A 19,697-nucleotide genomic window follows, 5' to 3' on the forward strand; every position below is an offset into this window, starting at 1 on the left:
GGCAGTGCGCACGGCAAGCGGGTGCAGGCGCTGGGCGGGGCCAAGAACCACATGCTGGTGCTGCCGGACGCGGATCTGGATCTGGTGGCTGATGCGGCGGTGTCGGCGGGGTTCGGGTCGGCGGGTGAGCGGTGCATGGCGATCTCGGTCGTGCTGGCGGTGGATCCGGTGGGGGATGAGCTGGTCGGCAAGATCGTGGAGCGGGTGGGCCGGTTGGTGGTGGGTCCGGGGGATGATCCGCGGTCGGAGATGGGGCCGTTGGTGACGGCGGCGCATCGGGACAAGGTGGCGTCCTACTTGGATCTGGGTGTTGCCGAGGGTGCCAAGCTCGTGGTGGACGGCCGGGAGACGGAGGTGCTGGGCGGCCGGGGCGGCGGGTTCTGGTTGGGGCCGACGGTGCTGGATCAGGTGCCGGTGGGGTCGCGGACGCACACCGAGGAGATCTTCGGTCCGGTGTTGTCGGTGGTGCGGGTGTCCTCGTACGAGGAGGGCCTGCGGGTGATCAACGAGGGTGTGTACGGCAACGGCACGGCGATCTTCACCAATGACGGGGGTGCGGCGCGCCGGTTCCAGAACGAGGTCGAGGTGGGGATGGTGGGGATCAACGTGCCGATCCCGGTGCCGATGGCGTTCTACAGTTTCGGTGGGTGGAAGTCGTCGTTGTTCGGTGACACGCATGTGCATGGCACCGAGGGGGTGCAGTTCTACACGCGGGGCAAGGTGGTGACCTCGCGCTGGCTGGACCCGTCCCACGGCGGTGTGAACCTCGGCTTCCCCACGAACGGGTGACCCCGCGCCCGCCCTTCTCACAGGATCGACTCGAAGCCTGTGCGGCCGTTGCATGAGGGCGGGATGATCGGGTAGGCAGGGCGGCATGTCACTTTCGCACTGTGCGGGCTGGTTGCTGGCCGGACGCTACCGGCTGCTGTCCGAACTGGGCCGCGGTGGCATGGGCCGGGTCTGGCGGGCCCACGACGAGCTGCTGGACCGGCAGGTCGCGGTCAAGGAGGTCACCCTCGGGCACGCGCTGGGGACCGAGCGGGAGCGGCTGCTCGGCCGGACGATGCGGGAGGCGCGGCTGGCCGCCCGGCTGAGCCACCCGCACATCGCCGCCGTCTACGACGTGGTGGTGGCCGACGAACGGCCGTGGATCGTGCTCCAGCTCGTGCCCTCGCGCAGCCTCGCCGACGTGATCGCCGAACGCGGGCCGCTGTCCCCGCCCGACGCCGCGCGCCTCGGGCTCCAGGTGCTGGAGGCGCTGAGCGCGGCGCACGCCGACGGCATCGTGCACCGCGACGTCAAGCCCGGCAACATCCTGCTGAACGGCGACCGGCACGCCCTGCTCACCGACTTCGGCCTGGCCACCACCCTCGACGACCAGGCCAACATCACCCAGTCGGGCATGGTGGTGGGCACGCCCGCGTACATCGCCCCGGAACGCCTGCGCGGCGGCCACGCGACCCCGCAGGCCGACCTGTGGTCCCTCGGCGCCACCCTGTACGCGGCCGTCGAGGGCCAGTCGCCCTTCCCGCACAGCGGCCACCTGGCCGCACTGACCGCGGTGCTCACCTCCGAGCCCGCGCCGTTCCACCTGGCCGGGCCGCTCGCGCCGGTCATCGCCGGTCTCCTGACCAAGGACCCCGCCCGCCGGATCGACGGGGAGGAGGCCCGGCGGCGCCTGACCCGGGTGGCCGCGCTGCGCGACGAGGAGCCCCACGACACCGCCGCCATCCCCCTGTCCACCCCCCTGCCCAACACCGGCGACCTCCTTCCTCCCACCCTCTTCCCCGCGGCCCCCGCCCCGGAGGTCTCCCTCACCGCCCCGGAAGCCGTTCCCGCCCCCGTCCCGGAGGCCGGTCCCGTCCCGGTGGCCGGTCCCGTCCCGGTGGGCGTCCGGGACGTGGGGGCCGTCGCCGGGGCGCGGCCGGACGCCAGGCGGCGGATCCCGGGCTGGGACCGCGCGGTACGCAGGACCGGCGAGCGGAACCACGCCGTGCGCCGGACCATGCCCGACGCCGCGCGCGGGCTTCGCGCGCACCGCGAGCTGCTGCCGTTCTCGGTGTCGATCCCGCAGCCGGGCCGGCCGCAGCGCTGGCGGCAGCTCACCGCCCTGGCCGCGCTCGTCACCAGCGTGCTCCTCACGACGTCCTGGAACGGCGACGGCGGCCCACCCGCCGCCACCCGCACGCCCTCCTACGCCGACCCGGCGCCGAACCAGGCCACCGAGCACGAGGGCATCATGCACGCCGTGGCCATCGCGCGCGAGCGCCCTTCGGAGGGGGCCTCCGACCGCGCGGCCGAGCAGAGCGGCTCCCGCCGCCGTCCGGCCGCCCAGCCCGTCGCCCAGCCGCCGGCCCAGCGGCCCGCCGTGACCGGCGCCAGGTCCGGCGCCACGTCCGCCGCCGGCTCCGGCAAGGGGCGGAAGGCCGGCCATCAGGCCGACAAGGCCAAGCACGGCAAGAGCCTGGCCCGCGGCCACGGCAAGCACTAGAACCCCGCGGCCACGCCAAGCACCAGAACCCCGCGGCTCCGCCAAGCACCAGACCCCGCGGCCTCGCACCCGTCAGGCGAGGGGGAGGCGGAGGACGAAGCGGGCGCCCTTGGGGGAGTCCTCGATGGTCAGCGTGCCGTGGTGCGCGGTCGCGATCTCGCGGGCGATCGGCAGCCCGAGGCCGGTGCCGCCGGCGTCGCGGTTGCGGGAGTCGTCCAGGCGGGTGAAGCGCTGGAAGACGAGCTCGCGGTGGGCCGGTTCGATGCCTGCGCCGTCGTCCAGGACCTCCAGCACGGCCCGGCCGCCCTCCTGCCGGACCGTCACGGTGACCTGCGTCTCGGCGTGCCGCTCGGCGTTGTCCAGCAGGTTCGTCAGCAGCCGGGTGAGCTGCAGCCGGTCGCCCATGACCACCACGCCCTCCTCCGGGCCGGTGACCACGCGCTTGGCCCGCGGCCTGGCGGTCTCGGCGGTGACCAGCTCGCCCAGGTCCACCGGCCGGTGGTCGCTCGGCGCCCCGGCGTCCAGCTTGGTCAGTGTGAGCAGGTCGGTGACGATGGCCTGCAGCCGGTCGAGGCTGGCCAGCACCTGGGTGCTGGTCTCCCGCCAGTCGGTCTCCTCCGGATGCAGCATGGCCTCCTCGACCTGCGCGCGCATGGCGGTGATCGGGCTGCGCAGGTCGTGCGAGGCGTCCCCGGCGAACCTGCGCTGCTGCTCCATCGCGGCCTCCAGGCGGGCCCGCGCCGTCTCCAGCCGTTCCAGCGTCTGGTTGGCGGTCTCGGCCAGGGCTCTGATCTCGTCGTCGGTGTCCGGGACGGGCACCCGCAGGCCGCCGCCGTCCGCGGTGATCTCGGCGAGCCTCTTGGTGATGGCGCTGACGGGGGCGAGCGTCCTGGCCACGACCCGCGACACCCCGAAGAAGGTCAGCCCGACCAGCAGCGCCGACACCACGATCTGGAACAGCACGACCTGCGGGCTGACGAACCAGGGGACCGCGGGGTCGAAGGCGTAGATGATCCAGGTGCCCTCGGGCTGGTAGGCGCGCAGGGCGACCACGAGCTCGCACCGGCCGGGAAAGGCCGGCAGGTCGCAGCTCCTGCTGACGTAGTTCGCCTGGTCGCGGGGGATGTGGGCCGTCTGGCGGGGGGCGCCGGCCAGGTTGGGCGTCCAGGCGACGGCCCGTCCGGCCGGGTCGACGACCTGGATGCCGTCGAGGCCGAGGGGTTCCAGCACCTGGGGCAGCTGGTTGCGCTTGACCATGAGGAGCACGCGCAGGGCCCGCCCGGACACGTCGCTGGCGCGCACGTCGGCGACGTCGTCGTGGATGCCGAACATGACGAAGCCGCTGACGACGACGTTCAGCAGCAGCATGGCGATGCCGGCGAGCAGTGCCAGCCGCGTACGCAGCGACCGGCGCAACCGTGTTCTCACCCGTCTCCCCCCGGGATCAGCAGAACACGGTTGGTGCACCAGGCCCTAACTTAGGGAGATTCCTCGATAAATACGGTTACGCCGGGACGAGTCGCCCCCGCTGCTACTCCTCCACCGCCTTCAGCACGGCGTCCGCGATCGAGCGCGGATCGACCCCGAAGTGCCTGCGCACGGCCTCCCGGGTGTCGGAGAGCCCGAACCCGTCGGTGCCGAGCGAGGTCCACGGCCGGTCGATCCACGGCCTGATCTGGTCGGGCACGGCCCGCATCCAGTCGCTGACCGCGATCACCGGCCCCTCGGTCCCGGCCAGCGCCTGCCGCAGGTACGGCACCCCGGTCGCCGACATGGCCTCGCGCCGCAGCTCGCTCCACGAGGTGACCGACCAGACGTCCACGCCCAGCCCGTACTCGTCGGCCAGCAGCCGCTGGGCCTCCAGCGCCCAGTGGATCGCGGTGCCGCTGGCCAGCAGGTGGGCGGCGCCGCCGCCGGCGGAGTAGCGGTAGATGCCCTTGACGATGCCCTCCTCGACGCCCTCGGGCATCGCGGGCTGGGGCAGCGGCTCGTTGTAGAGGGTCAGGTAGTAGAACACGTCCTCGGCGGCCTCGCCGTACATGCGCGTGAGCCCGTCGCGGACGATGACGCCGACCTCGTAGGCGAAGGCCGGGTCGTAGGCCAGGCAGGCGGGGTTGGCGGAGGCCAGGAGCTGGGAGTGGCCGTCGGCGTGCTGCAGGCCCTCGCCCGTCATGGTGGTGCGGCCGGCGGTCGCGCCGAGCAGGAAGCCGCGGCCGAGCTGGTCGGCCAGCGCCCACATCTGGTCGCCGGTCCGCTGCCAGCCGAACATCGAGTAGAAGATGTAGAACGGCACCATCGGCTCGCCGTGGGTGGCGTAGCTGGTGGCCGCCGCGGTGAAGGAGGCCATCGAGCCGGCCTCGGTGATGCCCTCGATGAGGATCTGCCCGTCCACCGCCTCCTTGTACGCCAGCAGCAGCTCCCGGTCGACGGACTCGTAGCGCTGGCCGAGCGGCGAGTAGATCTTGGCCGTGGGGAACAGCGACTCCATGCCGAACGTCCTGGCCTCGTCGGGCACGATCGGCACCCAGCGCCGCCCGGTCTCCGGCTCCTTCATCAGGTCCTTGACCAGCCGGACGAACGCCATCGTGGTGGCGATCGGCTGCGTCGAGCCCTTGGCCAGGGCCGCGAACGGCCGCTCGCCCGGCTGCGGCAGCGGCCGGCCGGCGACCGCGCGGCGGGGGATCGGGCCGCCCAGCTCCCGGCGGCGCTCGGCGACGTACTCGGCCTCGGCCGAGCCGGGCCCCGGGTGCAGGTACGGCGGCAGCTCCCCGGCCAGCGCCGAGTCGGGGACCGGCAGGCCGAGCCGGTCGCGCATGACGCGGAACTCGTCGAGGGTGAGCTTCTTCATCTGGTGGTTGGCGTTGCGCGCCTCGACGCCCGCGCCCAGCGTCCAGCCCTTGACCGTCTGGACCAGGACCACCGTGGGCGCGCCGCGGTTCTGCAGCGCCCGGTGGTAGGCGGCGTACACCTTGCGCGGCTCGTGCCCGGCCCGCGAGCCGCCGACGATGCGCCGCAGGTCGTCGTCGGAGTAGGGCACGTCGAGCCCCTGGAACAGGTGCTGCCTGATGTAGGCGCCGTCGGCGGCGGCGAACGTCTGGAACTGGCCGTCCGGCACCTCGCCGAGCCTGGCCACGAGCTCGTCGGAGCCGAGCAGGCCGTCCCACTCGGCGCCCCACAGCGCCTTGACGACGTGCCAGCCCGCGCCCCGGAAGACGCTCTCCAGCTCCTGCACGATCCGGGTGTTGCCGCGTACCGGGCCGTCGAGCCGCTGGAGGTTACAGTTGATCACGAAGGTGAGGTTGTCCAGCCCCTCCCTGGCGGCCAGCGTCAGCGCCGCGGTGGACTCCGGCTCGTCCATCTCGCCGTCACCCAGGAAGGCCCAGACATGGCTGTGCGAGGTGTCCTTGATGCCGCGGTTGTGCAGGTAGCGGTTGAAACGTGCCTGGTAGACCGCGTTGAGCGGGCCGATGCCCATCGACACGGTCGGGAACTGCCAGAAGCCCGACATCGCCCTCGGGTGCGGGTACGACGGCAGCCCGCCCTGCGTCTCGCGCCGGAACAGGTCGAGTTGCTCCTCGCTCAGGCGCCCTTCGAGGAAGGCCCGCGCGTAGATGCCGGGGGAGGCGTGCCCCTGGAAGAAGACCTGGTCGTCCGTGCCGTGGAAGAAGTGGTTGAAGCCGACCTCGTACAGCCAGGCGGCCGAGGCGTAGGTGGCCAGGTGGCCGCCGAGGCCGAGCTTGCTGCCCCGGCTGACCATGACGGCGGCGTTCCACCGGTCGTAGGCCGCGACGCGTTCTTCGAGCTCCAGGTCGCCGGGGTAGGCGGGCTCCTCGGCGGTGGGCACCGTGTTGAGATAGCGCGTGCTCGTGGCGAGCCTGCGCAGCAGGTAATCGGCCCGATCGGGACCGGCCGCCCGCCGGACCGCCTCAAGCGATTCGAGCCATTCGGCGGTCTCCTGTGGATCCAGGTCTTTCTCCATGCTTCCATTAAACACCATATGATCGATCATCCGATGAAAGGATTATCTGTGGAGCCCGTGGTGCGGCCGCCGTTGCGCGAGGAGATCAGGAAAGTGCTGCTCGACGGCCTGATCAGCGGCCGCTGGGAGCCCGGCGAGCGCATCGTCGAGCGCCGCCTGGCCGCCGAGCTCCAGGTCAGCCAGGCCCCCGTACGCGAGGCGCTGCGCGAGCTGGAGGCGCTCCGGCTGGTCGAGTCGGCGCCCAACCGCGGCGCCCGGGTACGCGGCTTCACCCTCGACGACCTGCGCGAGGTCTACCAGGTCCGGGCCGGGCTGGAGGAGACCGCCACCCGCCTCGGCCGGCCGCCGGTGGCCGCGCTGCGCGCCCACGTGGCCCGCCTGCACGCCGCCGCGGCCGCCGGCTCCCTTGACGACCAGGTCCGCCACGGCGTCGCCTTCCACCGGGAGATCGTCGCGGCGTCCGGCAACGCGCTGCTGGCGTCGGTGTGGGAGTCGCTCGGCGTCGAGGTCTGGACGCACGTGTCGATCCGGCTGTTCCGGATGCGGCCGCACGAGAACGCGGCCGACCACGAACCCCTGGTGGAGGCGTTCGAGCGGGACGACCCGCGGGCCGGCCGCCTGCTGCACGACCACGTCCTGGCCTACGCCCCCGACTGACCCGACGGGCCCGTCCCTTGAGGCCGTGCGCCGGTCAGGCGCGTTGCGCGGCGGGCTCGGCCCGCGGGGCGCGCAGGCCGGCGACGGCGACGGCGACCAGCGCGCACAGGCCGAGCATCGTCAGCCACACCCCCTGGTACGCCCCGATCGCCCCGAGCCGGTCGCCCGACAGCACCAGCACCAGCGCCGAGACGCCGATGACGGCCCCGACGGCCCGCGAGGTCACCGACAGGGCGGTGCCGGTGGCCAGCCGCGCGGGCGGGATCTCGGCCACCGCCGCGCCGCTCAGCGACGTGATCAGCACGGCCACCGCGACGCCCGACAGCACCACCGCGGGCAGCACGACCGTCAGGTACGCCGGGGCGTCCCCCGTCGCGAACGCCAGGTACGCCGTGGACAGGGCCAGCAGCGCCACCCCGCACAGGGCGAGCAGGCGATGGCCGGTCCTGGCGGCCAGCCGCCCGGCGAGCGGCGCGGTCAGCACCTGGGCGAGCGCCCCCGGCGTGACGGCGAGCCCCGCGGCGGCCACGGAGTACCCCCAGATCCCGGTCAGGAACAGGATGTTGGCCAGCGGCAGCGCGAACATCACCAGCCCGACCAGGAACATCGCGAGGTTGGCCCGTTGCGTGCCGCGCGCCCGCAGCGCGCCCAGGTCCACGATCGGCGCGGGATGCGTGCGCGCCCGCCGGACGAACAGCACGGCCACGACGACGCCCGCGACCAGCGCCGCGATCGTGCCGGGGCTGCCCGGCCCCCACGCGTCGCTCTGCACGATCGCCAGCGAGGGCAGCCCGATGGCCCCCACCAGCAGCAGCAGCCCGGCGATGTCCGGCAGCCGGGACGTGGCCGCCTCGCCCGCCCCCTTGGGCACGATCCGCCAGGCGCCCGCCAGCACGGCCGCTCCGACCGGCAGGTGCAGGAAGAACACCGTCCGCCAGTCCCAGACGCCGACCAGCATGCCGCCCAGCGACGGCCCCGACGCCGTCGCCACCGACTGCGCCGCGCTCCACAGCCCGATCGCCGTGCCCCGGCGTTCCGGCGGGTAGTACGGCAGGATCAGCGCGAGCGTCAGCGGCGTGATCACCCCGCCGCCCACGCCCTGCACGACCCGGGCGGCGATCAGCGCGCCGGCCGACGGCGCGACCGCGCACAGGGCGGCGCCGACCACGAACACCGCGAGGCCGGTCAGGAACACCCGCCGCGCGCCGAACCGGTCGGCCAGGCCGCCGGCCGGCAGCAGCGCGGCGGTGAACACGATCGCGTAGCCGTTGAACACCCACGACAGCTCCGGCAGGCTGCTGCGCGGGAAGCTGCGCAGGATGTCGGGGAAGGCGATGTTCGCGAGCTGCACGTCGATCGCGCCGAGGAAGGCGCTCCCGCACAGGACGGCGAGCGGGAGCGCCCGTGAACCGGCCACCTCAGTCCGACGCCGCGCCGAACCGCTCCCGCAGCTCGACCTTGCGGATCTTGCCGGTGACGGTCCGCGGCATCTCCTCGACGATCTCCAGGCGCTCGGGCCAGAACCAGTCGTTCACGCCGGCCTCCTTGAGGTAGGCGCGCAACTCCTCCAGCGTGGGCGGCTCGCCCGACGGCGTGACGACGGCGCACACCTGCTCGACCAGCGCCGGGTCCGGGATGCCGATGAGGGCGATGTCGCGGATCGCCGGATGCCGCCCGAGCAGCGCCTCGATGTCGCTGACCGGCAGCTTGAGGCACATGTTGGCGATGATGACGTCCTTGGTCCTGCCGGAGATGCGCACGCCGCCGTAGCCGTCGTCGCGGGCCAGGTCGCCGGTGTCGAACCAGCCGTCCGGGGTGATCGACTTGGCGTAGATCTCGTCGCGCAGGTAGTAGCCGAGGCACTGGGCCGCGCCGCGGACCTGGAGCGCGCCGATCTCGCCCTTCTCGACCGGCTTGTTCTCCTCGTCGACGATGCGCACCTCCATGCCGGAGATGACCGTGCCGTCGCTCTCGCCGGCCCGCTCGGGCGGGTCCTCGGGCCTGGTCATGGTGACGCCGCCGTTCTCGGTCATGCCCCACAACGCGTACACGCGCACGCCCAGCGTCTCGGTGACCCGTTCCACCAGGTGCGGCGGGACGGGGGCCGAGCCGGAGACGAAGACGCTCAGGCTGGGCAGCTCGCGCGGCCGGGCCGCCTGCTCCTCGCTGATCTCCCGGGCGAACGGCGGCGAGCCGTAGTACATGGTGACGTCGTGGTCGGCCATCAGGTCGAGGTAGACGCCCGGATCCCAGGCGTCGGCCGTGACCGCGGTGCCGCCCAGCGTCAGCGCCGTCAGGTAGGCCATCACCAGGCCGACGTAGTGCATCGACGTCTGGGCCGTCATGATGACCAGGCTCGGGTCCAGCCCGAACGCCTCCGCGTAGCCCTTGATGTCGGCGTACAGGGTGTTCTGGCTGTGCAGGGCGCCCTTGGGCTCGCCGGTCGTGCCCGAGGTGAACAGGATGAGGAACGGGTCGTCGGGGCCCAGCTCGCGGCCCTCGACGTCGGCCGGGTCGCCCGGTTCCGGGTTGAGCAGGAGCTCGTCGAAGTCGAGCGAGCCGGGCGGGCCGTCGCCGCCGACGACGATCACGTGCTCCAGGCTCGGGATCTCCCGGGCCAGGGTCATCCCCGTCTCGGCCGTGTCCAGGTGGCCGATCCGGCTCGTGGTGACGAACAGCTTCGCCTCGGTCAGCCGGATCATGAAGTCCAGCTCGCGGTGCCGGTAGATGGGCATCTGCGGGGCGATGCGGGCGCCGACCTTCATGCACGCCAGCGCGAGGGGCAGCGTCTCCCTGCGGTTGGGGAGCTGGATGGCGACGAAGTCGCCCGGCCGCACGCCCAGCCGGACCAGGCCGTGCGCGATGCGGTCGGTCATCGCGCCCAGCTCGGCGTACGTGACGACGTCGGTGACACCGTCGGCGACCCGCCGGCTTATCAGTGCCGCCTTGTCGGGGGACGTGGCCATGTTGCGGCGTAAGTCGTCCAGAAAGGTCTCGTCGCGCCACCAACCATTGCGCCGGTATTCCTGGCTCGTGTCCGACACGGTCACCGCCTTTCGTCGTTCTCGTTCTACTCGATTGCTATGAAGTGGGAAATACGGTGTTTTCCCCGGCTGGGGTGACCAGGTAGAACAACCCCGGCAGGTGCACCGCGACGCCCTCGTACACCTCCGCGCAGACGGCCACGCCCGGCCGGGCGAACGTGCCGGGCGGCGGCTCGGCCACCCGGATCACCGAGCGGCCCGCGTCCAGCAGCCTGGCCGCCACGGAGATGTCGCCGACCAGGGCGTCACCGGGGGCGACCCACCGGTTGCGGCTGACCTTCATGCCGTTGCCCTCGGCCAGCTCGGCCAGCAGCCCGCCCCGGCCGATCAGCCGGTGGTAGTAGTCGCGCGGGTTGACGATCATCGCGTGCGGCGTCGCGCCCGACTGCTCGACCTCGTCGCAGGCCGACAGCACGCCGTGGACGTAGTCGTCGTACGGCAGGCGGGCGATCTCCGGATGGCCGAGCAGGGCGGTGGTCAGGGCCAGGTTCTCGGCCGTGGCCAGCCGGACCAGCAGGCGGTAGTCGAGGAAGGTGGCCAGGGCGTCCGGGTCGGCGGCCAGGCCGTCGGGGATCTGCACCCACGCCCGGATCGGATGCACCTTGGCCTCCGACATGCCGAACCTGAAGGCCGCCTCGCGGCGCACGTCCGAGTCGCGCACCGACCGCCGCTCCTCCTCGCCGGGCGGCGACTCCGTCCAGAACCGGGCCGTGTCGCCCTCGACGGGGACGACCTTGAGCAGGTTGCGCACGGTCAGGCGGGGCCGGTCCTTGGTCGGCTCGTGCGCCTCGGTGATGGTGTAGTCGAAGGTCACTTCCGCGTGGCCGGGGTCCTCGGCGTAGGCCCGCGCGAACAGCCGGCCCGGTGACTCTGACATGGATGCTCCCTATTCGTCCTGGACGAGGCGCTGGTAGAAGGGGAGGTGGTGGTCGTAGAAGGCCCGCAGGGCCGGATGGTTGTCCACGGTCGCGGCGTAGACGTTGCCGCGGTCCTCGAACCCGGCGCTGCCGCTCGCGTCCAGGTGCCAGCGGCGGGTCCGCCCCCACTCCGGGCGGTCGCCGGCGGCCCAGCTGAGCGAGCCGGGCAGGAAGGGCAGGCCGGTGTAGGCGCAGAACTCCTCGACGACCGCCGCCGGCTCGCGGATCAGCCGTTCGGTGCGGATCACCAGCGGCCGCCGGCCGGTCGCCTCCCGGACCAGCTCGTGCAGCAGGAACAGCCGCTCGTAGCCGATCTCGTCGCAGGTCACCGCCGGTTTGATGGCGTAGTGCGAGGCGATGGTCGGCCGCGGGTCGCGCACGATGAACGTGTGGACGATCCCCGCCAGGTCTTCCGGATGCTTGAACAGGTGCGGGTACTCGTAGTCGAGCACCTCCTTGACGAACACCGGCCGCGCCCGTGCCAGCTCGGCCAGCCGGACCAGCAGGTCCTTCTCCGAGCGGGCCGTCACCTGGCCGCCGTCCGGCGCGGGCAGCGTCAGCGAGCCCTCCTCGGTCAGCGCCAGGAACGGCTCGTGCAGGACGGCCACGTCGCCCCGCTCGATCATCATGCGCAGGAACGCCGTCGAGGCCGAGCGCGAGTGCGCCCACATGGCGACCAGCGGCCCGCTCACCCCGACCACCAGGCCGGAACCCGGTCCCAGCGGTGCCGCCGCAGCTCGCTCAGCAGGTCAGGGTCGAGCGGACGCCCGTCGGAGACGCCGAGGTTGGCCCGCACGTGCGCCGGCCTGCGCATCCCCGGGATCACCGTGCTGACCGCCGGGTGGTGCAGCACGAACCGCAGCGCGACCTCCGGCAGCGAGAGCCCCTCCGGGAGCGCCGCCTTGAGCCGTTCGGCCCGCTCGACGCTCGGCCCCAGGTTCTCCGGCCCGAAGTACGTGCTGCGCCAGTCCTCCTCCGGCCACGTGCTGTCCGCGGTCAGGCTGCCCGTGAGGGTGCCCTCGTCGAACGGCACCCGGGCGATGATGCCCACACCGTCGCGCAGCGCCCGGTCGAACAGCTCGTCCTCGGGCGCCTGGTCGAAGATGTTGTAGATCACCTGGATGACGTCGATCAGGCCGGTGTCGAGCGCGGCGAGGCAGTTGGCCGGCTCCCACCGGTTGACGCTGATGCCGACCGCGTCGATCAGGCCCTCGCTCTTGAGGTCCCTGATCGCCTCCTGCCACCGCTCGTCGCGGGCCCAGCGGTCCTCCCAGGTGTGGAACTGCATGAGGTCGATGCGCGAGACGCCCAGGTTGTCCAGGCTGCGGTGGGTGTACTCGCGGATGTGCTCGGCGGGGTAGGCGTCGTCAAGGGTGTCGTCCGGTTTCGGGGGCCATTCGCGGTTCTTCGGCGGGATCTTCGTGGCCACGTACAGCCGGTGGCCGGAGTGGCGGCGCAGCAGGGCGCCGAGCAGCTGCTCGCTGACGCCGCGGCCGTAGACCCAGGCGGTGTCGAAGAAGGTGCAGCCCAGTTCGACGGCCTCGTCGAGGCACCGGGGGGCGACGTCGTAGTCCCAGCCGGTGAAGCCGCCGGGGCCGCCGCCGATGCCCCACATGCCGTAGCCGACCTCGCTGACCTCCCAGCCGAGGTTTCCCATCTTGCGGTAGCGCATTCCTGACCTTTCCTGATCAACCGGTGGGCACCCGCTGCCCGGCCGTGCCCGCCAGGCGGGCGTGGTAGGCGGCGATCGGGCCGTCGAGGGTGCCCTCGCCGAGCCGCCATCGCTGTTCGAGCCTGTGGCACTCGTCCTTGCGGAACAGCTCGGGGTTGTCGGTGAGCAGCCCGCCGAACGCCCGGCGCAGCTCCTCCTCGTCCGCCGCGGCGGGCAGCAGGGAGGCGAGCGTGATCAGCTCGCGGTCCCCGCTCGCCCGGCCGGTCTCGCGCACGAGCCGCGCGAAGTCGCCGCACGGGATCGGCGTGACCGGCACGCCCGCCCGCGCCGGCACGTCGTCGATGCGGACGCTCTCGGCGCGGAAGACGTGCAGCGTACGGCCCCAGACCTCGGGGTCGGCCACGGCCGCCCCGACCCGCGCGGCGACGTAGTCGACCGGGGTGTAGTCGGTGCGCGTGGCGACGTCCGGACGCACGCCGAGCCGCACGAACGCCGACAGCAGCAGGTGGGTGAAGGCGACCGGGTTCGGATAGCCGTTGTCGGCGCTCGGCATGATCTCGCCCAGCCGCAGCACGGTCACCAGCGCGCCCCGGCGCCGGGCCTCGGCCAGGTAGCGCTCGGCGATCCACTTCGACCGGCTGTAGCCGCCGCCCGGCGGCCTGGCCAGCGCCGGGTCGCAGTCCTCCGGGACGCGCTCGCCCCTGTGGAGCGCCTCCGTCTGCAGCGCGCCCAGCGTCGAGACGTAGTGCAGCGGCACCGGGTGGTGGGCCATCGCCAGCCGCACCAGCTCGATCGTGCCGCGCACGTTGGCCTGACGGTGGGCGCGGTAGTCGAACAGGAAGTTCACCATCGCGCCGTTGTGCAGCACCAGGTCGCAGGCTCTGGCCAGATGCTCCCAGGTGGAGCCGTCCAGCCCGAGGCCGGGTAAGGACAGGTCGCCCGCGTAGCCCTCCAGCCGGTCGGCGAAGCGCGGCTCCCACAACCCCCGCTCGGCGAGCGCCGCCGCGACCCGGGCCGTGGCCGCCTCGTCGTCGGCCGCCCGCGCCAGGCAGCACACCCGCAGCCCGCCGCGGCTCAGCAGCTCGTGCACCAGGCGGCTGCCGACGAACCCGGTGGCCCCGGTGACCAGCACCGTGCGCAGCCGCTCCGGCCTGGACGCCCGCCGGATGGGCTCCCCGTCGGGCACCACGGAGTCGCGCGCCATCAGCACCGACTCCTCCTCGATGGCCTCGTGGTCCTGCCGCCGCCGCTCGATCAGCCGGGCCAGCGCGCCGGCCGTCGGGTGGTCGTACAGGTCCTTGACGTCCACGCGCACGCCGGTCTCGGCGGTGATCATGTGGACGACGGACAGGGCCTGGATGGAGTCGCCGCCCGACTCGGCGAAGTGCGTCTCGGCGGTCAGGCCCGGCCAGCCCAGCGCCGAGCGCATCGCCCGCAGCACCTGGTCGCCCAGGCACGCGGTCGGCGCGCTCTCGGCCAGCAGCGCGGTGTCCTCGGCCAGCCGGCCGTCGAGGATCTCCTGGAGCCGGCCGCGGTCCACCTTGCCGTTGTCGTGCAGCGGCATCTCGGCCAGCGGGAAGAAGTAGCGGGGGACGCTGGTCCGCGGCAGCGTGCGGCGCAGCTCGGCGGCCAGCGCGGCCTCGGTCAGGCCCCTGCCGGAGGCGAACAGCGCCAGCGCCTTGACGCCCGCCTGCTCGGCCACCAGCACCTCGGCCTGCAGCACGCCGGGGCAGCGCTGGGCCGCCGCGGCGATCTCGCCCAGCTCGATGCGCACGCCGTGGATCTTGACCTGGAAGTCTTTGCGGCCGGCGAAGAACAGGCGGCCGTCGTCGTCCAGGTGGCCGAGGTCGCCCGTGAGGTAGAGGCGCTCGCCCGGGATCTCGCCGGGGAACGGGTTGCCGACGAACGCCCTGGCCGTCGCGGCGGGGTCGCCCAGGTAGCCCGCGCCCAGGCAGGCGCCGCCGATCGCGATCTCGCCGGTCGTGCCGGGCGGGACCGGGCGCAGCTCGTCGTCCACCACGACCGCGTAGCAGTTGTCGATCGGGCGGCCCAGCGGGACCGCGTCGCCGTCGGCCGCCGACACCCGGTGGAAGACCATCCCGATCGACGCCTCGGTGGGGCCGTAGCCGTTGGTCAGGTCGAGGCCGGGCAGCAGGGCCATCAGGCGGTGCACCGCGCGCGGGCTGACCGCCTCGCTGCCGACGACGAGCCGGCGCAGGGACGACAGCGCGCGCAGGGCGGCGGCGTCGCCGTCCACGATGGCGACCAGGGCGTTGAAGACGCTGGAGACGAAGTCGGCGGTGGTGATGCCGTACCGGGCGATCAGGTCGATGGTGTGCCGGAGGTTGAGGAAGTCGCCCTGCACGGGCAGCACCGTGCGCCCGCCCGTGGTCAGCGGCCAGAACAGCTGCCACAGCGCGGAGTCGGAGGTGTGCCTGCTGTTCTGCAGCACGACGTCGTCGCCGGTCGCGGCGAAGTAGCGGGTCATGAAGCGCAGCCGGTTGGCCAGGCCGCCGTGTCGGTTCATCGCGCACTTGGGGGTGCCGGTGGTGCCGGAGGTGAAGTAGCCGTACGCCAGGTCGTCCGGGCCCAGCTCGACCGCCGGGCGCTCGGCGGTCGGGACGATCGTGTCGATCCCGACGATCACCGCCCGATCGGCCGCGCCCGGCGGCAGCGGTTCGCCGCCCGCGCACAGGATCGGCCCGTCCGGCAGCACGTCCAGCGTGTCGCGCACGCGCTCGACCGGCCACGACGGGTCGAGCGGCACGAACGCCGCGCCCAGCTTCATCAGCGCCAGGTACGCGACCGGCAGCTCCAGCGAGTTGACCAGCAGGGCGGCGACCACGTCGCCCTTGCCCACGCCGTGCCCGGCCAGCGTCGCCGCCAGGCCGTTGACCAGGTCGTCCAGTTGCCTGTAGGTGAGGGTCCTGCCGTCGTAGGTGACCGCCGGCCGCTCCGGGCACCGGTCGGTCTGCTCCTCGATCAACGCCGGGACGGGACGGAACGGGCCGAAGTCGACCGCCCGGCCGGTGAAGCCGCGGGTGTTGCCGGTCATCTCCACCTCTCTGTCAGGAATGTACGAACGGCGACCGGCCCCTTTGCCTCACACGCCCCCGTCGCCTTCCTCATAGGCGTTCCAAGTCGTTCCGGAGCCGGCCCGGCGCGTACGCCGGTTCGGCGGCCCCGTCCGTCGCCGCGGCGGCGGCGATCCGGCCCGCCTCGGGCGACGTCTGCACCCCGTAGCCGCCCAGGGCGGCCAGCCAGACGAACCCCGGCGCGCCGGGGTCCGGCCCGATCACCGGCGTCCCGTCGGCCACCTCGCTGCGCAGCCCCGCCCAGGCGTGCCGGACGCTGCGGATCTCCAGCGTCGTGGCCTCCTGGACGCGCCGTACGCCGACGGCGACGTCCAGGTCGTCGGGGCGGGCGTCGCAGGGCGGGACGGGCGTGGCGTCGGCGGGGGAGACCAGCAGCCGCCCGGACTCGGGCTTGACGTAGAACGTGTCCGCCACGTCGGTGACCATCGGCCAGGACCGGGCGTCCGTCCCCTCGGGCAGGTCCACCAGGAACGCGGTCCTGCGCAGCGGGCGCAGGCCCACCGGCCGCACCCCGGCCAGCCCGGCGACCTCGTCGGCCCACGCCCCGGCCGCGTTGACCAGGATCGGCGCGGTGTGCTCGCCCGCGTCGGTGACCGCCCGCCAGACGCCGCCCGTGCGCGACAGCGCCCGGACCCGGGCGGAGGTGACCACCTGGCCGCCGCGGGCCTTGACGCCGCGCAGGAAGCCCTGGTGGAGGGCGTCCACGTCGATGTCCATCGCGCCGGGCTTGAGCATCGCCCTGCTGAACCGGCCACGACGCAGGATCGGGCAGTGCTTCGAAGCCTCGGCGGGGTCGATCTCCACCGCCGGCGTCGGGGCCCGCCGCCCTTCGGCCAGCACCTCGTCGAACAGCTTCTCGCCGCCGTGCGGGCACAGCGCGAGCACGCCGCGCGGGCTCAGCAGCGGGACGTCGGCGAAACCCGGTGGAGGCGCGGCGAGGAAGTCCCTGCTCGCCGCCGTGAGAGCCCGGACGGCGCGGTTGCCGAAGTACTCCGAGAAGAGCGCCGCCGACCGTCCGGTCGAGTGGTGGCCGGTGACCTGCTCGGCTTCGAGCAGGGTCACGGTGCCTGACCTGGCGAGGAAGAACCCCGCACAGGCGCCCGCGACGCCGCCCCCGACAATGAGAAAATCTCTCACGTCCGTAAACTGATCACATTTCACCGTGTTTCGGCAAACAGTTTGTACGTCCTGACAGAAATGACTTGCCCGAAATGCGTAGTAAGTCAGGTCGTAAATGCTGTAATTCAAGCATTTATATAAACGATCTTGTGATTACCGGCCTGTCAGGGGCTCGGCGGCGGTGGCCGGGCGTCCCGGCGGCGTCAACCCCTATGTCAGAAACGGCGCAGGCGTGCGCTCCGAGTGTCAGATCCGGTCGCTGAGCGCGCGCGGCAGACGTCCGAAACCCGGCGCCGCCAGGCGCGGCGCGACGGCGGCCATCGGCCGCATCGGGGGCTCGCTCTGCATGAGCGTCCGCGGGCCCGACCCGCGAGCAGGTTCGCGGCGACCGCCGGGGCGCGGGCCTCCAGCACGACGACCTCGCGGCCGTCCGCCGCCGGCTCCCGCATGCCACGTTCTCTCTACGAATCGTAGTACTACACGCTATAGAGGGAAATGGCGGGTGTGAAGCGGCCCATCGGTGGTAGCCGAGCGTCGGGAAGCCGACGACTTGGGGGGCAACATGGCCGAGCGCCTGACCGACGAGGACATCGACACCGCCCTGGCGGCGCTGGAGGGCTGGCGGCGGGACGGCGACGCCCTGGTCAAGGACGTGCCGATCACGCCCGACAGCTACGGCTGGCTGAGCGAGGCGGTGCACAACGAGGGCGCCACGCTGGGGCACCAGGCCGAGATCGAGCGTACGGCGGAGGGCATCCGCTTCCGGCTCTCGACGCGCGAGGCCGGCGGGGTCACCGAGCGCGACGTCGAGCTCGCCGCCCACATCGACCAGGTCCTCGACGGCGGCGCCCGCGACCGCGGCTGACCTGCCCTCTCGGCGCAGGGCCCCTTTCGTGACCAGGTCGATGTGCAGGGCGCACAGGTTGTGCAGGGGGCACATCCTGTGTAGGGTGCATTCGGACAATAGGGGGATTAATGGTGCATTCCGCGCCCAGCCCGCGCTCCGGCGGCGGGATCGTCAGCGTGCTCGCGGTCGCCGGCATCGTCGGCTCGCTCATGCAGACGCTGGTGGTGCCGCTCATCGGCCAGCTGCCGCGGCTGCTGCACGCGAGCGCCGCCGACACGTCATGGGTGATCACCGTGACGCTGCTGGTGGGCGCGGTCGCCACCCCCGTCATCGGCAAGCTCGGCGACCTCTACGGCAAGCGCACCATGATGCTCGTCTGCTCGGTGCCGCTCGTCGCCGGGTCGGTGGTGTGCGCGCTGTCCGGCTCCCTGATCCCCATGATCGCCGGACGCGGTCTCCAGGGGCTGGGCGTCGGCATGATCCCGCTCGGCGTCAGCGCGCTGCGCGACCTGCTGCCGCCCCAGCGGGTCGGCCCGGCCATCGCGCTGATGAGCTCGTCCATGGGCATCGGCGGCGCGCTCGGGCTGCCGATCTCGGCCGCGGTCGCCGAGTACGCCGACTGGCGGGTGCTGTTCTGGGGCTCGGCCGCGCTGAGCGTGCTGGTCGGGGTGCTGATCTGGCTGCTGGTCCCGGCCACGCCCGCCGCCGCCGTCCGGGGGCGGCTCGACCTGGTCGGCGCGTTCGGCCTGGGCGCGGCGCTGGTCTGCCTGCTGCTCGGCGTGTCGAAGGGCGGCGACTGGGGCTGGTCGAGCGGCACCACCCTCGGGCTGCTCGGCGGCGCGGTGCTGCTCGCCCTGCTGTGGGGGCTGTGGGAGCTGCGCGTCCGCGACCCCCTCGTGGACCTGCGCACCACCGCCCGCCCCCAGGTGCTGCTCACCAACGTGGCCTCCATCCTCGTCGGCTTCGCCATGTACGCCCAGTCGCTGGTCCTCATGCAGATCCTGCAGCTGCCCGCGGCGCTCGGCTACGGCCTGGGCCAGTCGATGCTGGCCGCCGGGCTCTGGATGGCGCCGTCCGGGCTGATGATGATGGCGGTCTCCTCGCTCGGCGCCCGGCTGTCGGCCGCCCGCGGGCCCAAGGCCAGCCTGTTCGTCGGCGCGCTGGTCATCGCGGCCGGCTACGGCACCGCGCTCGGCCTGATGGGCTGGAGCTGGGGCCTGATGATCGCCGGTTGCGTCGGCAGCGCCGGGGTCGGCCTGGCGTACGGCGCGATGCCCGCCCTCATCATGGGCGCGGTCCCGAGGAGCGAGACCGCCTCCGCCAACAGCTTCAACACCCTGATGCGCTCCATCGGCACCTCGGTCTGCGCCGCCGTGATCGGCGTCGTCCTGGCCCAGCTCACCGTGACGGTCGGCGGCCACACGCTGCCCTCGGAGACCGGCTTCCGCACCGCCCTGCTGATCGGCTGCGGCGTCGCGGTGGTCGCCGCGCTGGTCACCCTCACGCTGCCGAAGACCAGGACCGCCGACGCCCCGGCCCCTGTCGCCGCCGCGACCCCCGCCACGACCCCCGCCCCGGCGCCGGTGGCCGGGCCCGCCCCGGCCGCCGCCGACGTCCTCGGCCCCTGGGAGGACGCGTTCCGCACGCACGACCCGGCCCCCGAGGGCCGCCACCACCCGCGACCGGTCCAGCCGGCGGAAACGGGCGTGCTCTCCCTGGAGGAGCGGGACGAGCTGCTCTGGCTGCGCCGCGAGAACGCCGAACTGCGCCGTGAGCTGGACGTGCTCATGCGGGGCGCCGGCGTGTGGCTCAAGAACCTGGCCGACGACAAGCCGGCGGGCTGACCTGCCGATCCACATGTCCGGCAAATAATGAT

The 19,697-nt window shown here is 73.1% G+C and carries 14 protein-coding genes; 5 read left to right on the forward strand and 9 right to left on the reverse strand.

Going from position 1 to position 19,697, the window contains the following annotated elements; genetic code table 11:
* Both ACFYUV_RS05750 and ACFYUV_RS05755 read left to right on the forward strand, forming a co-directional pair.
* Positions 1 to 789 (forward strand): aldehyde dehydrogenase family protein (locus tag ACFYUV_RS05750; protein ID WP_387665345.1); only part of this gene is annotated, 789 nt, incomplete at its 5' end.
* An 85-nt stretch (positions 790 to 874) separates the two neighbouring features.
* Positions 875 to 2,491 (forward strand): protein kinase, encoded by a 1,617-nt coding sequence (locus tag ACFYUV_RS05755; protein WP_387665348.1) that lies wholly within the window; start codon positions 875 to 877, stop codon positions 2,489 to 2,491.
* A gap of 72 nt (positions 2,492 to 2,563) precedes the next feature.
* On the opposite strand, the gene ACFYUV_RS05760 is transcribed toward ACFYUV_RS05755, so the two are convergent.
* Both ACFYUV_RS05760 and aceE read right to left on the reverse strand, forming a co-directional pair.
* Positions 2,564 to 3,919, reverse strand: a complete 1,356-nt coding sequence (locus tag ACFYUV_RS05760) for a sensor histidine kinase (protein WP_387665351.1) — start codon at positions 3,917 to 3,919, stop codon at positions 2,564 to 2,566.
* A 103-nt stretch (positions 3,920 to 4,022) separates the two neighbouring features.
* The gene (aceE, locus tag ACFYUV_RS05765) at positions 4,023 to 6,470 is read right to left on the reverse strand and encodes a pyruvate dehydrogenase (acetyl-transferring), homodimeric type (RefSeq protein WP_387665353.1); all 2,448 of its coding nucleotides are present in this window, start codon (positions 6,468 to 6,470) and stop codon (positions 4,023 to 4,025) included.
* Between the two features lie 18 nt (positions 6,471 to 6,488).
* On the opposite strand from aceE, the gene ACFYUV_RS05770 reads away from it, so the two are divergent.
* The gene (locus ACFYUV_RS05770) at positions 6,489 to 7,127 is read left to right on the forward strand and encodes a GntR family transcriptional regulator (RefSeq protein WP_387665356.1); all 639 of its coding nucleotides are present in this window, start codon (positions 6,489 to 6,491) and stop codon (positions 7,125 to 7,127) included.
* A 34-nt stretch (positions 7,128 to 7,161) separates the two neighbouring features.
* Here the strand turns inward: ACFYUV_RS05770 and ACFYUV_RS05775 are convergent, their stop codons facing one another.
* The 7 genes from ACFYUV_RS05775 to ACFYUV_RS05805 all read right to left on the reverse strand — a co-directional run bounded on the left by ACFYUV_RS05775 (position 7,162) and on the right by ACFYUV_RS05805 (position 17,016).
* Positions 7,162 to 8,544 (reverse strand): DHA2 family efflux MFS transporter permease subunit, encoded by a 1,383-nt coding sequence (locus tag ACFYUV_RS05775; RefSeq protein WP_387665358.1) that lies wholly within the window; start codon positions 8,542 to 8,544, stop codon positions 7,162 to 7,164.
* A gap of 1 nt (position 8,545) precedes the next feature.
* The gene (locus ACFYUV_RS05780) at positions 8,546 to 10,171 is read right to left on the reverse strand and encodes an AMP-binding protein (RefSeq protein ID WP_387665360.1); all 1,626 of its coding nucleotides are present in this window, start codon (positions 10,169 to 10,171) and stop codon (positions 8,546 to 8,548) included.
* 37 nt (positions 10,172 to 10,208) lie between these two features.
* Complete coding sequence (locus tag ACFYUV_RS05785; protein WP_358298335.1) at positions 10,209 to 11,048, reverse strand: family 3 encapsulin nanocompartment shell protein; 840 nt, start codon at positions 11,046 to 11,048, stop codon at positions 10,209 to 10,211.
* A 9-nt stretch (positions 11,049 to 11,057) separates the two neighbouring features.
* The gene (locus ACFYUV_RS05790) at positions 11,058 to 11,780 is read right to left on the reverse strand and encodes a sulfotransferase family protein (RefSeq protein ID WP_387665364.1); all 723 of its coding nucleotides are present in this window, start codon (positions 11,778 to 11,780) and stop codon (positions 11,058 to 11,060) included.
* Entirely contained in the window at positions 11,777 to 12,760 is a 984-nt protein-coding gene (locus ACFYUV_RS05795; RefSeq protein WP_387665366.1) for an aldo/keto reductase, read from the reverse strand. The genes ACFYUV_RS05790 and ACFYUV_RS05795 overlap by 4 nt, the downstream gene beginning before the upstream one ends.
* A gap of 16 nt (positions 12,761 to 12,776) precedes the next feature.
* Positions 12,777 to 15,815: an amino acid adenylation domain-containing protein gene (locus ACFYUV_RS05800; RefSeq protein ID WP_387665368.1), complete on the reverse strand. Its 3,039-nt coding sequence runs from the start codon at positions 15,813 to 15,815 to the stop codon at positions 12,777 to 12,779.
* A 70-nt stretch (positions 15,816 to 15,885) separates the two neighbouring features.
* Positions 15,886 to 17,016 carry an NAD(P)/FAD-dependent oxidoreductase gene (locus tag ACFYUV_RS05805; RefSeq protein ID WP_387665370.1) on the reverse strand — a complete coding sequence of 377 codons (1,131 nt, stop codon included), beginning with the start codon at positions 17,014 to 17,016 and terminating at the stop codon, positions 15,886 to 15,888.
* Between the two features lie 520 nt (positions 17,017 to 17,536).
* Between ACFYUV_RS05805 and ACFYUV_RS05810 the strand changes: the two genes are divergently transcribed.
* Together ACFYUV_RS05810 and ACFYUV_RS05815 are read left to right on the forward strand one after the other, a co-directional pair.
* Positions 17,537 to 17,839, forward strand: coding sequence for a 4a-hydroxytetrahydrobiopterin dehydratase (locus ACFYUV_RS05810; protein WP_387665372.1), 303 nt, complete (start codon positions 17,537 to 17,539; stop codon positions 17,837 to 17,839).
* Positions 17,840 to 17,949: 110 nt separating this feature from the next.
* Entirely contained in the window at positions 17,950 to 19,665 is a 1,716-nt protein-coding gene (locus ACFYUV_RS05815) for an MFS transporter (protein ID WP_387665374.1), read from the forward strand.
* Positions 19,666 to 19,697 lie beyond the last annotated feature (32 nt).

Source organism: Nonomuraea sp. NPDC003560 (assembly GCF_042878785.1).
Taxonomy (GTDB): Bacteria; Actinomycetota; Actinomycetes; order Streptosporangiales; family Streptosporangiaceae; genus Nonomuraea.